Source organism: Stenotrophomonas sp. GQ19 (assembly GCF_059758695.1).
In genome coordinates this window covers 1-14747 of the sequence record NZ_JCAXES010000004.1, presented here as the reverse complement: position 1 = coordinate 14747, position 14747 = coordinate 1, and the positions used below count along the sequence as shown (strand labels likewise).

Annotated in this window: 13 protein-coding genes; all 13 read left to right on the top strand. The window is 67.1% G+C overall.

Annotated elements, in window-relative coordinates; translation table 11 throughout:
- Positions 1 to 172 precede the first annotated feature (172 nt).
- The 13 genes from AC6CHL_RS09275 (at position 173) to rnhB (ending at position 14634) form a co-directional block, all read left to right on the top strand.
- Complete coding sequence (locus tag AC6CHL_RS09275; RefSeq protein ID WP_498294222.1) at positions 173 to 1672, top strand: GGDEF domain-containing protein; 1500 nt, start codon at positions 173 to 175, stop codon at positions 1670 to 1672.
- Positions 1673 to 1795: 123 nt separating this feature from the next.
- Positions 1796 to 2527 carry a UMP kinase gene (pyrH, locus tag AC6CHL_RS09270; protein WP_038689459.1) on the top strand — a complete coding sequence of 244 codons (732 nt, stop codon included), beginning with the start codon at positions 1796 to 1798 and terminating at the stop codon, positions 2525 to 2527.
- Positions 2528 to 2678: 151 nt separating this feature from the next.
- The gene (frr, locus tag AC6CHL_RS09265) at positions 2679 to 3236 is read left to right on the top strand and encodes a ribosome recycling factor (protein ID WP_038689461.1); all 558 of its coding nucleotides are present in this window, start codon (positions 2679 to 2681) and stop codon (positions 3234 to 3236) included.
- Positions 3237 to 3241: 5 nt separating this feature from the next.
- Entirely contained in the window at positions 3242 to 4012 is a 771-nt protein-coding gene (gene uppS, locus AC6CHL_RS09260; RefSeq protein WP_038689463.1) for a polyprenyl diphosphate synthase, read from the top strand.
- Positions 4009 to 4833 (top strand): phosphatidate cytidylyltransferase, encoded by an 825-nt coding sequence (locus AC6CHL_RS09255; RefSeq protein ID WP_498294221.1) that lies wholly within the window; start codon positions 4009 to 4011, stop codon positions 4831 to 4833. Before uppS ends, AC6CHL_RS09255 begins: the two co-directional genes overlap by 4 nt.
- A gap of 2 nt (positions 4834 to 4835) precedes the next feature.
- Positions 4836 to 6026: a 1-deoxy-D-xylulose-5-phosphate reductoisomerase gene (gene dxr / locus AC6CHL_RS09250; protein WP_498294220.1), complete on the top strand. Its 1191-nt coding sequence runs from the start codon at positions 4836 to 4838 to the stop codon at positions 6024 to 6026.
- A gap of 34 nt (positions 6027 to 6060) precedes the next feature.
- Positions 6061 to 7419 carry an RIP metalloprotease RseP gene (rseP, locus tag AC6CHL_RS09245; protein WP_498294219.1) on the top strand — a complete coding sequence of 453 codons (1359 nt, stop codon included), beginning with the start codon at positions 6061 to 6063 and terminating at the stop codon, positions 7417 to 7419.
- Between the two features lie 73 nt (positions 7420 to 7492).
- Positions 7493 to 9916, top strand: a complete 2424-nt coding sequence (gene bamA, locus AC6CHL_RS09240) for an outer membrane protein assembly factor BamA (protein ID WP_498294218.1) — start codon at positions 7493 to 7495, stop codon at positions 9914 to 9916.
- Positions 9917 to 10440: 524 nt separating this feature from the next.
- The gene (lpxD, locus tag AC6CHL_RS09235; protein ID WP_447592688.1) at positions 10441 to 11463 is read left to right on the top strand and encodes a UDP-3-O-(3-hydroxymyristoyl)glucosamine N-acyltransferase; all 1023 of its coding nucleotides are present in this window, start codon (positions 10441 to 10443) and stop codon (positions 11461 to 11463) included.
- A complete protein-coding gene (gene fabZ, locus AC6CHL_RS09230) occupies positions 11460 to 11918 on the top strand; it encodes a 3-hydroxyacyl-ACP dehydratase FabZ (protein ID WP_038689474.1) in 459 nt (152 codons plus the stop codon). Before lpxD ends, fabZ begins: the two co-directional genes overlap by 4 nt.
- 18 nt (positions 11919 to 11936) lie before the next feature.
- Positions 11937 to 12728 (top strand): acyl-ACP--UDP-N-acetylglucosamine O-acyltransferase, encoded by a 792-nt coding sequence (gene lpxA, locus AC6CHL_RS09225; RefSeq protein ID WP_038689477.1) that lies wholly within the window; start codon positions 11937 to 11939, stop codon positions 12726 to 12728.
- Positions 12729 to 12790: 62 nt separating this feature from the next.
- Positions 12791 to 13993 (top strand): lipid-A-disaccharide synthase, encoded by a 1203-nt coding sequence (gene lpxB / locus AC6CHL_RS09220; protein ID WP_498294368.1) that lies wholly within the window; start codon positions 12791 to 12793, stop codon positions 13991 to 13993.
- Entirely contained in the window at positions 13990 to 14634 is a 645-nt protein-coding gene (gene rnhB / locus AC6CHL_RS09215) for a ribonuclease HII (RefSeq protein ID WP_498294217.1), read from the top strand. The genes lpxB and rnhB overlap by 4 nt, the downstream gene beginning before the upstream one ends.
- Positions 14635 to 14747: the final 113 nt, after the last annotated feature.

Here is a 14747-nt window from a genome sequence, read left to right as displayed (position 1 = left end):
GTTACCAAGGGCGCGATGACCCCGCCCGCCGCGATCTGCCCGTTGGTTTTGCAGTACGTGGCGCATCGGCAAACGCAGTGCCGACGCCAATCGACCCACCAACGCAAGTATCAACGCCAAAATCTGTGACGCACTCCATGTATTCTTGCCCCAACACACCATCAGTCATGCCATGCCTCCCGAGCTGACAGCCGCCCTGGCGCTCTGCCGCAACCTGCCCTCGCCGCCCGGTATTGCCCTGCGCATCATCGAACTGGCCCAGGACCCGGAAGCGGACATCACCACCGCCGCCGACATCATCGCCATCGACATGGCGCTGAGCGCGCGCATGCTGCGCATCGCCAACTCGCCGCTGTATGCCAGCCGCCGCCGCATCGAAAACCTTGGCCAGGCACTGACCATGCTCGGCTTGAATGCCACCGTCAGCCTCGCCCTCGGCTTCACCGTCACCCAGGGCCTCACCGCGCCCGGCGACGGCCAGGACCTGCGCGAACGTGCGTGGCGGCGCAGCATTCTCAGCGCCCTGGCCGCCAGCCTGCTGGGCCAGGCGCGCGGCCTGCGCAAGGCCGAAGAACTGATGCTGGCCGGCCTGCTGCAGGACCTCGGCATCCTGGTGCTGGCCCAGGCCCAGCCCGACACCTACCTGCCGCTGCTGCGCCAGGCCGCGGACAACGACGCGCTGGTGGCGCTTGAGCGTGAACACCTGCAGTGCACCCATGCCGACGTCGGCGCCCTGATGGCCGAGCAGTGGGACCTGCCGCGCTACCTGGTGGACAGCATCGCCCGCAGCGAATCGCCTGCCGCGGCCGAAGACAACTTCCAGACCTGCGTGGCCCTGTCCGGTGCCGTCGCCGACATCTGGCTCAGCGCCGACGCCGACGCCGCGCGCGAGCACGCCCTGCACCTGGTCCACGAAACGCTGCAGCTGGACAGTGCCCAGTTCGACCAGGTGCTGGCCCGCATCAGCGACTCCCTGCCCGACATCAGCGCCCTGTTCGAGACGCCGTTGCTGTCGCCCTCGCGCGTGCAGCAGCTGATCGACCACGCCCAGGAACTGGCGACCCTGCGCAACCTGCGCGAAATGCAGGATGCCGCCCAGGCCCGCCAGCGCGCCGACGAGTTCGAAGCGCGCGCCAACCGGTTGGCCGAACAGGCCCACCGCGACGCACTGACCGGCGTACTCAACCGGCGCCAGCTGGAGGCGGTGCTGGAACAGGAATTCCTGCGTGCCACCCGCCACGGCTGGCCCCTGTCGGTGGCCTTCATCGACCTGGATGACTTCAAGAAGATCAACGACGCCCACGGCCACCTGATGGGCGACCAGGTACTGCGCGTGTTCGCCGGCAAGCTGCAGGAGCAGCTGCGCACCAGCGATACCGTGGCCCGCTTCGGCGGCGAGGAATTCATCGCCCTGCTGCCCAACACCACCGAACTGGTTGCACTGGAGGTGGTCCGCCGGGTGCTGGCCAACATCGTCAATACGCCGATGGCCGAGGTGCCCGACGGCCCCCTGTTCGTGACCTTCTCGGCCGGCGTCGCCACCCAGGGCGGCTACGAGCGTTTCGCCGATGTTCAGGACCTGCTGAAGGCCGCCGACGACGTGCTTTACCGCTCCAAGAACCTGGGCCGCAACCGTGTCATCGCGCGCTCTCCGGGGACGGCGCCGGCGTGAACCGGACGCCCCTACCCGCGAGGGACGGGCCCCGGGCCTGCGCCGCAGCGCAGCAAAATAAACGCACGGGCAGAGCCGGCTTCCAGTAGAATTCCCGCGTTTTCCACGCATCCAGAGGTCACCATGTCCAGTCTTGCCTATCGCCGCATCCTGCTGAAAGTTTCCGGGGAGGCGCTGATGGGAGACGAGGACTACGGCATCGACCCCAAGGTCATCAACCGCCTGGCCCGTGAGGTCATCGAAGCCCAGCAGGCCGGCGCGGAAGTGGCCCTGGTCATCGGCGGCGGCAACATCTTCCGCGGCGCCGGCCTGGCGGCCGGCGGCATGGACCGCGTCACCGGCGACCAGATGGGCATGCTGGCCACCGTGATCAACGCGCTGGCCATGCAGGACGCACTGGAAAAGCTCGGCGCCAAGGCGCGCGTGATGAGCGCCATCAAGATCAACGACGTGTGCGAGGACTACATCCGCCGCCGCGCCATCCGCCACCTGGAGAAGGGCCGGCTGGTGATCTTCGCGGCCGGCGTCGGCAGCCCGTTCTTCACCACCGATTCCGGCGCTGCCCTGCGCGCCATCGAGATCGGCGCGGACCTGCTGCTGAAGGCCACCAAGGTCGACGGCGTGTACGACAAGGACCCCAACAAGTACAGCGATGCGGTCCGCTTCGACAGCCTGACCTACGACGAAGTGATCCGCCGCGGCCTGGAAGTGATGGACACCGCCGCCTTCGCCCTGGCGCGCGACAGCGACCTGCCGCTGCGCGTGTTCGACATGGGCCAGCCGGGCGAACTGCTGAAGATCCTGCACGGCGACAACATTGGCACCCTGGTGCGCGGTCGCGACCAGGCTGCCTGAACGACGTAGTCATCCCGGCAGCCGGCCTGTCGCCGCGCCTGCCGGGTGCAGGTACCTGCGGGCGTCGGCCAACGGCCGGCCCCGATAAGGCGGGCTGCCCCCTTATTCGCCTATAATCGTCCGATTACCAGCTACATCCAGGATTCGGGCGATGCTCAACGATATCAAGCAGGACGCGCAGACGCGCATGGCCAAGAGCATCGATGCTCTGAAGCACACCCTGACCTCCATCCGCACCGGCCGCGCCTCGCCGGCGCTGCTGGACCGCATCACGGTCAAGGCTTACGGCACCGACACCCCGCTGAACCAGGTCGCCTCGATCAGCGTGTCCGAAGGCCATTCCCTGGTCATCACCCTGTTCGACAAGGGCATGATCAAGGACGTCGAGAAGGCCATCTACGCCTCCGACCTCGGCCTGACCCCCAACGTGGCCGGCACTGTGATCCGCCTCAACCTGCCGCCGCCGACCGAAGAGCGCCGCAAGGAGCTGGGCAAGCAGGTGCAGAAGGAAGGCGAAGGCGCCAAGATCGCCATCCGCAACATCCGCCAGGACGCCAACAAGGCCATCGCCACCCTGATCAAGGACAAGGCGATCAGCGAAGACGACAAGAAGCGCGGCGAAGACGACATCCAGAAGTTGACCGACAAGTCGATCAAGGACGTCGATAGTGTCGTGGCCGAAAAAGAAAAGGAACTGATGTCGGTCTGAGCCCCATGTCCCAGGCCCCGACCTCCAGCACCCCTGCGGCCATCCCGCGCCACGTTGCCATCATCATGGATGGCAACGGGCGGTGGGCGCAGAAGCGACGCCGCCCGCGCCTGATCGGCCATCGCGCCGGCGCGCGCGCGGTCAACCGCACCATCGATTTCTGCCTGGAACGCGGCATCGCCGCGTTGACCCTGTTTGCCTTCTCCAGTGAGAACTGGGGCCGGCCAACCGACGAGGTCGACGCGCTGATGAAACTGTTCCTCAATGCGCTCGACCGTGAAGTGGACGAGCTGCATCGGCGTGGCGTGCGCGTGCGTTTCATCGGCGAACGCGAGCGCTTCGGCGCCGGGCTGGTCAGCCGCATGCAGCTGGCCGAACAGCGCACCGCCGACAACCGCGCGATGACCCTGAACATCGCCGCCAGCTATGGCGGCCGCCAGGACATCGCCCGCGCGGCGCGCGAACTGGCCGCAGAGGTGGCCGCCGGCCGCCTGCTGCCCGAACAGATCGACGAAGCGATGCTGTCCAGCCGGGTCGCCCTGGCCGACCTGCCGCCACCGGACCTGTTCATCCGCACCGGCGGCGACACCCGCATCAGCAATTTCCTGCTGTGGCAGCTGGCGTATACCGAATTGTGGTTCACCGACGTGCTGTGGCCCGAGTTCGACGCCGCCGTCCTGCAGCAGGCGCTGGACGCCTATGCCGCCCGTGAACGCCGCTTCGGCCTGACCAGCGCCCAGATCGCCGCCCTGGCCACCGAGACGTCCACCCCATGACCAAGACCCGAGTCATCGCCGCGCTGATCATGGCGCCGGTCGCCATCGCGGCCATCCTACTGCTGCCGACCCAATGGCTGGCCGCAGCTGCCGCCGCCGTGTTCCTGATCGGCCTGTGGGAATGGCTGAAGCTGGCCGACGTGGACGACACCCTCGCCCGCACCGTGCTGCTGGTGCTGAACCTGCTGCTGATGGTGCTGATGGTGTGGGCCGGCGACGGCTCGCTGGTGCTGTACCAGATCGCCGCGCTGGTCGGTATCGTCTGGTGGCTGATGGCGCTGCTGTGGCTGCGCTTCTTCACCTTCGGCGCCAGCCCGAGCAGCCCGGCGCGTGCGCTGAAACTGCTGGCCGGCACCCTGGCCATCGTGCCGGCGTGGGCCTCGCTGGTGCTCATCCATGCCAGCGGCAGCAACGGCCACCTGTGGCTGCTGACGGCACTGGCCGTGGTCTGGGCGGCCGATTCGGGCGCCTACTTCGCCGGCCGCACCTTCGGCCGCACCAAGCTGGCCCCGCGGATCAGCCCCAACAAGACCTGGGAAGGTCTGGGCGGCGGCATGGTGGCCGGGCTGGCGGTCGCGCTGGGCTTTGGCTACATGGCCGGCATCGACAACGCCCACGTGCTGGGCCTGATCATCACCGCCGTGGTGACCGTGTTCGCCTCGGTGCTGGGTGACCTGTACGAGAGCCTGATCAAGCGCCACGCCGGCGCCAAGGACTCGGGCCACATCATTCCCGGCCACGGTGGCGTGCTGGATCGCATCGACGGCGTGCTTGCCGCCCTGCCCGTGTTCGCACTGGGCAAGGAAATCTTCGGATTCTGAACATGGTCAGCGTTACCGCTCCCCGCCGGGTCGCCGTGTTCGGCGCCACCGGCTCGATCGGCGCATCGGCGCTGGATGTGATCGCGCGTCATCCTGACCGCTACCGCGCCAGCGTGCTGGCGGCCGGGCGGCAGGTGGAGGCGCTGGTGGCGCTGTGCGTGCAGCATCAACCCGACCATGCCGTGATCGCCGACGACACCCTGTTCGCCGCGTTGCGTGACGGTCTGCGCGACGCCGGGCTGCCTACCCAGGCCCACGCCGGCGCAGCCGCGCTGGACCAGCTCGCCGCCAGTGCCGAATGCGACACCCTGGTCGCCGCCATCGTCGGCGCCGCCGGGCTGTCCTCGACCCTGGCCGCCGCCACGGCCGGCAAGCGCATCCTGCTGGCCAACAAGGAGTCGCTGGTGCTGGCCGGCGAGCTGTTGATGCGCCAGGCCGACGCCGCCGGGGCCGAGATCATCCCGATCGACAGCGAACACAGCGCGATCTTCCAGTGCCTGCGCTCGCGCGATGCCAGCCTGGAGGGCGCCGGCGTCCGCCGGATCCTGCTGACCGCCTCGGGCGGCCCCTTCCGTGGGCGCAGCCGCGCCGAACTGGGCGAGGTCACCCCGGCGCAGGCCGTGGCGCACCCGAAGTGGTCGATGGGGCCGAAGATCTCGGTCGATTCGGCGACGTTGATGAACAAGGGCCTTGAAGTCATCGAGGCCCACCACCTGTTCGGCGTCCCGGGCGAGCGCATCGAGGTGCTGGTGCACCCGCAGAGCCTGGTGCATTCGCTGGTCGAATTCGTCGACGGCTCCACCCTCGCCCAGATGGGCCTGCCGGACATGCGCACCACCCTGGCCGTGGGCCTGGGCTGGCCGCAGCGGATCGAATCCGGGGTCGGCGGGCTGGACCTGCTGACCCAGGGACGGCTGGATTTCGAGGCGCCCGACACCGACGCCTTCCCCTGCCTGGGCCTGGCCTGGCAGGCCATGGCGGCCGGCGGTACCGCGCCGGCGATCCTCAATGCTGCCAATGAAGTGGCTGTTTCAGCATTTCTTCAGGGAAAAGTCGCTTTCCTTGCCATTCCGGCGCTGGTGGCTAACGCTCTGTCAACACTGTCGGTCGAGTCCGCCGATACACTGGCGGTCCTGCTGGCTGCCGACCAGCGTGCCCGCCTGATCACCCAAGCCGCCATCGACCACGCCTGAATGCCCTTCCCGCCTCTCTCCAGTGCTGTCCACCATGGGTGAATTCATCGGATCTGTCTGGTGGATGATCGTCAGCCTCGGCGTGCTGGTGACGTTCCATGAATTCGGCCACTACTGGGTGGCGCGCCGCTGTGGGGTGAAGGTACTGCGGTTCTCGGTCGGCTTCGGCCGCCCGCTGTGGATGCGGCGCAACCGCGCCGGCACCGAGTTCGCCATCGCGGCCATCCCGCTCGGCGGCTACGTGAAGATGCTCGACGAGCGCGAAGTCGAGGTGCATCCGCACGAGCGTGACCAGGCCTTCAACCACAAGAGCGTGTGGCAGCGCATCGTGATCGTGGCCGCCGGCCCGGCCGCCAACCTGCTGCTGTGCATCGCCCTGTTGTGGGCGATGTTCGTGCTCGGCAAACAGGACTACTCCCCCACCATCGGCCGCACCAGCGGCATGGCCCAGGCCGCCGGGCTGCAGTCGGGCGACCGGCTGATCAGCGTGGACGCGCGCAGCGTGGTCACCGCCGGTCAGGCCAGCATGGCGCTGACCACCGCCGCCATGGACCGCCACGACGCCCGCCTGGAAGTGCTCGACGCGCAGGACCGGGTACAGACCCGGGTGCTGCCGCTGTCACAGCTGCCGCAAGGCTTCGACGAGCGCCGGGTGCCGGTGCTGGCCGGGCTGACCTGGCAGTTCTGGCTGCAGCCGGCGCTGGTTGAAAAAGTCGTGCCCGACTCGGCCGCCCAGGGCGTGCTGCTGCCGGGCGACCTGATCGTGGCCGTGGACGGCCAGCGCATCGACGCCATCGACCAGGTGTTCACCGAAATCCACACCCTGGGCAAGCGCGGCGGCCCGGGCATGATCGAAGTGCTGCGCGGCGGCGAACGCCTGGCCCTGGAAATCACCCCGCGCCAGGGCAAGGACGGCCGTGGCCAGCCCACCTGGCAGATCGGGATCGGCTTTGCCCAGTCCAGCGCCCCGGCCTACGACGCCGAACTCAAGTACGGGCCCCTTGCGGCACTGCCGGTGGCCCTGCGTGAAACCGCCCGCATGGCCGGTGATTCGCTGGGCATGATGCGCCGGATCGTCACCGGCAACGCCTCGCTGCAGAACATTTCCGGCCCGGTCACCATTGCCCGCGTGGCCAATGTGTCCGCCCAGCGGGGGCTGGACTGGTTCCTGTTCTTCCTGGCCCTGCTGTCGCTGAGCCTGTGCATCATCAACCTGTTGCCCATCCCCATCTTGGACGGCGGGCACCTGCTGTATTACCTTATTGAGTTGGTCAAGGGCAGCCCGCTGAGCGAGCGCGCCATGGCTGCCGGCCAGTACGTCGGGCTGGCGCTGCTGGCCGGGCTGATGGGGTTGGCGTTCTACAACGACATCCTCGGCCTGGCCGCGCGATGAACTTTTTCCCTTTTGTCGTCGTCTTATGCGCCGGCATCCCGCAACATTGCATTCGACTCCAACCGGACGTGACATGACGCGACTCCCCAATCGCCGCCTGCTTGCCCTTGCACTCGCCGCCGGTTTCGGCGCGCCCGCCCTGGCCCAGGCAGCCGAGCCCTTCACCGTCAGCGACATCCGTGTCGATGGTCTGCAGCGCATCACCTCCGGTACCGTGTTCACCTACCTGCCGGTGGAACGTGGCGAAACCCTGACCGACAACAAGGTCGGCGAGAGCATCCGTGCGCTGTACAAGACCGGCTTCTTCGAAGACGTGCAGCTGGATCGCCAGGGCGACATCCTGGTGGTCACGGTCAAAGAGCGCCCGGCGATCAACAAGTTGACCGTCACCGGCAACAAGGACATCAAGAGCGACCAGCTGCTCAAGGGCCTGAGCGACATCGGCCTGACCGAGGGCGGCACCTTCGACCGCCTGAGCCTGGACCGCGTGACCCAGGAACTTCGCCGCCAGTACAACGACCGCGGCAAATACAACGTGGACATCACCCCCACGGTGAGCCCGCTGGACCGCAATCGCGTGGACATCACCATCGCGATCAAGGAAGGCAAGGCCGCCAAGATCCAGCACGTGAACCTGGTGGGCACCGAGAAATTCGCCTCCGAAGACATCCTGGAAACCTGGGAGTCCAAGGAGCACAACTGGGCCTCGTGGTACCGCCGCGATGACCAGTACTCCAAGGAAAAACTGTCCGGCGACCTGGAAAAGCTTAATTCCTGGTACCTGGACCGCGGCTACGTGGACTTCAGCATCGATTCCACCCAGGTCTCGATCAGCCCCGACAAGCGCGACATGTTCATCACCGCCGGCGTGACCGAAGGTGAGCAGTACAAGATCTCCGACATCAAGGTCACCGGCGACACCATCCTGCCGCAGGAAGATGTCGAGCGCATGGTGATCCAGAAGTCCGGCGACACGTTCTCGCGTGCGCTGCTGGAATTCAGCTCGGACGCGATCACCAACTCGCTGTCCAACATCGGTTACGCCTTCGCCAAGGTGAACCCGATCCCGACCAGCAACCGCGCCGACCGTACCGTGGCGATCAACATGCAGGTCGTGCCGGGCCCGCGCGTGCAGGTGCGTCGCATCACCTTCAAGGGCAACACCCGCACCTCCGACGAAGTGCTGCGTCGTGAAATGCGCCAGTTCGAGAACAGCTGGTACTCGCAGGCCGCGATCGATCGTTCCAAGATCCGCCTGCAGCGCCTGGGCTACTTCGAATCGGTCGACGTCGAGACCCCGCCGGTCACCGGCAGCAACGACCAGGTCGACGTGGTCTACAACGTCAAGGAAACCACGTCGGGCAGCTTCGTGTTCGGCCTGGGCTATTCGCAGTCCTACGGCATGACCACCTCGGTGCAGCTGTCGCAGAACAACTTCCTCGGCGGCGGCAACCGCGTGTCGGTTGAAGCGTCGCGCAGCAGCTACCTGCAGCGTTACGGCTTCAGCTACACCAACCCGTACTTCACCGATGACGGCGTGTCGCTGGGCTACAACCTGTCCTGGCGCGAACTGGATTACTCCGACTTCAACACCGCCCAGTACAACAGCACCAACCGTTCGGCGCAGATGGTGTTCGGCGTGCCGATCACCGAGAACGACACGGTCTCGCTGATGGTCGGTATCGACAGCAACCAGATCAACACCTACCAGGGCTCGACGCCGCAGTCGATCATCGATTACATCGATGCCATCGGCACCAAGACGTTCCACTCCTGGCGCACCGAACTGGGCTGGGCCCGCGATACCCGCAACGATTACTTCATGCCGACCCGCGGTACCTACCAGCGTATCGGCCTGGAAACCACCCTGCCGGGCTCGACGATCGAGTACTACAAGCTGAACTACCAGTTCTCCAAGTACTGGCCGATCATCCCGTCGCTGGTCATCAACACCCGTGCCGAAATCGGCTACGGCGACAGCTATGGCAAGGACATCACCCGCGACCTCTGCTACACCGCACCGACCGCGGCCAACCCGAATCCGACCCAGACGGTGGACTGCAACTCCGCCTCGGCCGATTACGTGAAGACCGTCACCGCCACCGGCCTGCCGTTCTACGAGAACTTCTACGCCGGCGGTACCAACTCGGTGCGCGGCTTCGAGGACAACACGCTCGGTCCGCGCTCGGAGCCGAACAACGGCTACTACAACGGCCAGCCGCTGGGTGGTTCGGTGAAGACCGTCGGCTCGATCGAAGCCTACTTCCCGCGCCTGTTCGACAGCCCGTCGGCCCGCATCTCGGCCTTCGTGGACTTCGGCAACGTGTACGACGGCAGCAAGAACTTCAAGGCCAACGAACTGCGCGTATCCACCGGTGTGGCCCTGCTGTGGCGCGCGCCGGTCGGCCCGATCTCGATCAGCTATGCGTTCCCGTTGAAGAAGGAAGACGGCGACGAGATCGAGCGTCTGCAATTTACCTTCGGCGGTCAGTTCTGACCGACGAAGCTAAATTGCCCAAGGTTTGCGTTGCAAACCTTGGGCCCACGATGCTTCCTATCCCCCGCGCCGTTGGCGCGGCCCCCTTAACAGAAGGGGGCCTTTCCACCAGATGCGCTACGAGACGCCGGGCTTTGCCCGGCGTTTTCGTTTGTGGGGTATCGGCCATTGGCCGGCTGCGCGGGATGGTGGGAATTCCGTGCCGACCAACGGTCGGCACCTACCGTCGCGTGGGATCGGACCTGCTGGGGAGCCGGCCAGCGGCCGGCACGACCGGCGGCGTGGCCGATCCGCCTGACAGCGGTAGTGCCGGCCGCTGGCCGGCTCCACGGAAAGCCGATCCGACGCGCCGGTCGCTGCCGACCGTTGGTCGGCACGGCCCTTCAACCACCGCGCGGAGCCGGCCAGCGGCCGGCACTACCGCCGCGCTTGCGACCCACTGTCTGGGCAGAAACCGATAGCCCGCCGGTAGGCAAGGCCCCACCCCGCATGACCGAACCTGCGCCACACGGTAAACTTCCGCCGTGAATACTCCTACCTACACCGCCCAGCAACTCGCCGAGCAGTTCGGCCTGCAGGTCCATGGCGACGGCAGCACCGCCATCCATGGCGTGGCCACGCTTGCCCATGCCGGCCCCGGCCAGCTCACCTTCCTTGCCAACCCGCGCTACCGGGCCCAACTGGCCGACAGCCAGGCCGGCATCGTGGTGCTGCGCGCCGAGGACGCCGAGGCTGCCCCCGGCAGCGCCCTGATCGCCAAGGACCCGTACACCACCTTCGCCAAGATCGGTGCGCTGTTCGACATTGCCCCCGCGCGACCGCCCGGCATCCATCCCAGCGCCGTCATCGACCCGACCGCCCAGGTCGCCGCCAGTGCCCACATCGGCCCGTTCGTCAGCATCGGCGCCGGCAGCGTCGTGGGCGAGAACTGCATCATCGGCACCGGCAGCATCATCGGTGAGAACTGCACCCTGGACAGCGGCTGCGAACTGATCGCCCGCGTCACCCTGGTCACCCGCGTCAAGCTTGGCAAGCGCGTGCGCATCCATCCCGGCGCCGTGCTGGGCGCCGACGGCTTCGGCCTGGCCATGGATGCCGGCAAGTGGATCAAGGTGCCGCAGCTGGGCGGCGTACGCATCGGCGACGACTGCGAGATCGGCGCCAACACCTGCGTCGACCGCGGCGCCCTGGAAGACACCATCCTCGACGAGGACGTGCGCCTGGACAACCTGGTGCAGATCGCCCACAACGTCCAGATCGGCGCCCATTCGGCCATCGCTGGCTGCACCGGCATCGCCGGCAGCGCCAAGATCGGCCGCTACTGCCTGCTCGGCGGGCATGTGGGCGTGGTCGGCCACCTCGAAATCTGCGACAAGGTCGTCATCACCGGCAAGTCGGTGGTGCGCAACTCCATCCACGAGCCGGGTGAGTACTCCTCCGGCACCCCATTGACCGACAACCGCACGTGGCGCAAGAACGCCGCGCGCTTCAAGCAGCTGGACGCCCTCGCACGTCGGGTCCTGGCTGCTGGCAAGGAGAAAGAATGAACGACACGCTGCAGCTCCCGATCGACATCACCCAGATCCAGGAGCTGATCCCCCACCGCTACCCGTTCCTGCTGGTGGACAGGGTCGTCGAACTCGACGTCGAGACCAAGCAGATCGTGTGCCAGAAGAACGTCAGCTACAACGAACCGTACTTCCAGGGTCACTTCCCGGGTCGCCCGATCATGCCCGGCGTGCTGATCATCGAAGCGCTGGCCCAGGCCGGTGGCGTGATGACCCAGTTGACCCTGGGGCGTGACGCGCAGTCCAAGCTGTTCTACATGGTCAAGGTCGAAAACGCCCGTTTCAACAAGCAGGTGGTTCCCGGCGACGTGCTCATGCTGCATGTGCAGATGAAGCGCCTGATCCGCAACATGGGCTGGTACTACGGCGAAGCCCGGGTCAACGGCGAAGTCGTGGCCAGCGCGGAAGTCATGTGCGCCGGCGCCAAGGGCTGAGCCACCACGGAGGCAGGAATGACTGACAACGCACCACGGATCCATCCCACGGCAGTGATCGAGGAAGGCGCGCGCCTGGCCGACGACGTCCAGGTCGGCGCCTTCACCCTGATCGGTGCCGATGTCGAGATCGGCGCCGGCACCGTGATCGGTCCGCACTGCTCGATCCACGGCCCGACCCGCATCGGCCGCAACAACCGTTTCATCGGCCATGCCGCGATCGGCGGCGAACCGCAGGACAAGAAGTACCGCGCCGAACGCACCGAACTGGTGATCGGCGACGGCAACGTCATCCGCGAGTTCGTCACCATCAACCGCGGCACCGAAGGCGGCGGCGGCATCACCACCGTCGGCGACGACAACTGGATGCTGGCCTACACCCACGTGGCCCACGACTGCCACGTCGGCAGCCATTGCGTGTTCTCCAACAACACCACGCTGGCCGGCCACGTGAGCGTGGGCGACTACGTGATCATCAGCGGCTTCGCCGGCGCGCACCAGTTCTGCCGGATCGGCGCGCACGCCTTCCTGGGCATGGGCGCGCTGACCAATGGCGACGTGCCGCCGTTCACCATGGTGGGCAGCGACTCGCTCGGTCGCCCGCGCGGCATCAACAGCGAAGGGCTGAAGCGTCGTGGTTTCGATGCCGAGCGCATCGCCAGCATCAAGCGCGCCTACCGCACCCTGTACGTGGCCGGGCTGCCGCTGGCCGAAGCCAAGGTGCAGCTGGCCGAACAGGCCGCGCACAGTGCCGACGTCAAGGACCTGCTGGACTTCATCGAGCACGCCGAGAGGCCACTGCTGCGATGACGGCCTCTGGCGGGCACACTCCAGCGGGCACCACCGCCCAGGTCATCGAACTGGCGGCGGTGATGGGCGCGTTGGACAACGCGGCCCTGTCGGCAACCTCGAACCGGCCGGTGCGGATCGCGCTGGTGGCCGGCGAGGCCTCCGGCGACCTGCTCGGTGCCGGGCTGGTGCGCGAGCTGAAGGCGCGCTTCCCGCATGCCGAGTTCGCCGGCATCGGCGGTGACGCGATGCGCAGCGCCGGCTGCCAGACCTGGTTCGACGCCAGCGAGCTGGCGGTGATGGGCCTGACCGAGATCCTGCGCCACCTGCCCCGGCTGCTGAAACTGCGCGGCGAGTTCCGTCGCCGTGCACTCGACTGGCAGCCGGATGTCTTCATCGGCATCGACGCCCCCGATTTCAATCTGGGCGTGGAGCGCTGGCTGAAGGAACGCGGCATCACCACGGTGCACTACGTGAGCCCGTCGGTGTGGGCCTGGCGCGAAAAGCGCGCTGAGAAGATCGGGGCCAGCGCCGACCTGGTGCTGTGCCTGTTCCCGATGGAACCGCCGATCTACGCAAAGCACGGCATCGATGCGCGCTTCGTGGGTCACCCGATGGCCGACGATATTCCGCTGCACAGCGACCGTGACCAGGCGCGCATGGCGTTGGGCCTGCCGTCGAATGCAAAGGTGCTGGCCGTGCTGCCGGGCAGCCGGCTGGGCGAGATCGGCAAGCTGGGTGAACCCTTCTTCGAAGCCGCCTGGCAGGTGTCCGAGCGGATTCCGGGCCTGCACGTGGTGGTACCGGCGGCCAACCCGGCCTGCCGCCAGTTGATCAGCGAGCAGTTGTCGCGCTCGGCGTTGCCGGTGGCCTATTCGCACCTGCTCGATGGTGATGCACGCAACGCGATGATCGCCGCCGACGTGGTGGTGCTGGCGTCGGGCACGGCGACATTGGAAACGATGCTGGTGAAGCGGCCGATGGTGGTGGGCTACCGCGTGGCCGAGCTGACGTACCGGATCGTGAAGGCGCTGGGGCTGATCAAGGTGGACCGGTTCGCGTTGCCGAACATTCTGGCGGGCAAGGACCTGGCGCCGGAGTTGATCCAGCACGACTGCGTGCCGGACAAGCTGGCCGCGGCGATTCTGCAGTGGTTCGATCATCCGCAGCGCGCGATCGACCTGCAGGACACCTACCAGCAGCTGCACCTGCAACTGCGCCAGGATGCGTCGGCGCGTGCGGCCGATGCGGTGGCCGAGCTGCTGGCGCGCAAGGCGACGGCATGAGCCGGCGGCACGCGGCGACGGCGTCGATGGCGCTGTTCGACGGGGCGGCGCTGGCCACGGTGGCACCGCGTTACGTGGCCGGGGTGGACGAGGCGGGTCGCGGTCCGCTGGCCGGGCCGGTGGCGGTGGCGGCGGTGGTGTTCTGCCCGGACCGGCCGCGGTTGAACGGGCTGGACGATTCCAAGCAGTTGACGGCGCTGCGTCGTGACCAGTTGTTCGACAAAATCCAGGACCGGGCGCTGGCCTTCCACGTGGTGATGGTGGAGGTGGGCGAGATCGATGCGCTGAACATCTACCAGGCGACGATGCTGGGGATGCGGCGTGCGGTGGAGGGGGTGTCGCACGTGGCGCAGTTCGCGCGGATCGACGGGAACGTGGTGCCGAAGGGGCTGCCCTGTCCGGCGCAGGCGCTGGTGGGCGGGGACGCGCTGGACCGGGCGATCATGGCGGCGTCGATTCTGGCCAAGGTGACGCGCGATCGTTTCATGCTGGCGTTGCACGAGGAGCACCCGGAATACGGGTTCGATCAGCACAAGGGCTATGGGACGCCGGCGCATCTGGCGGCACTGCGCAGTCACGGGCCCTGCCCGCAGCACCGCCGCAGCTTTGCGCCGGTGCGCGCTTGTTTTGAGGTGGTGTAGGGGTTTTTTATGCTGCGCATGGCCGAGGCGGGAGCCATTGCAACAGCAACAGCAACAGCAACTTCAACTGCAACTGCCGGGGGCCCGGTTGCTCACTGTTGGGACGGTACGGT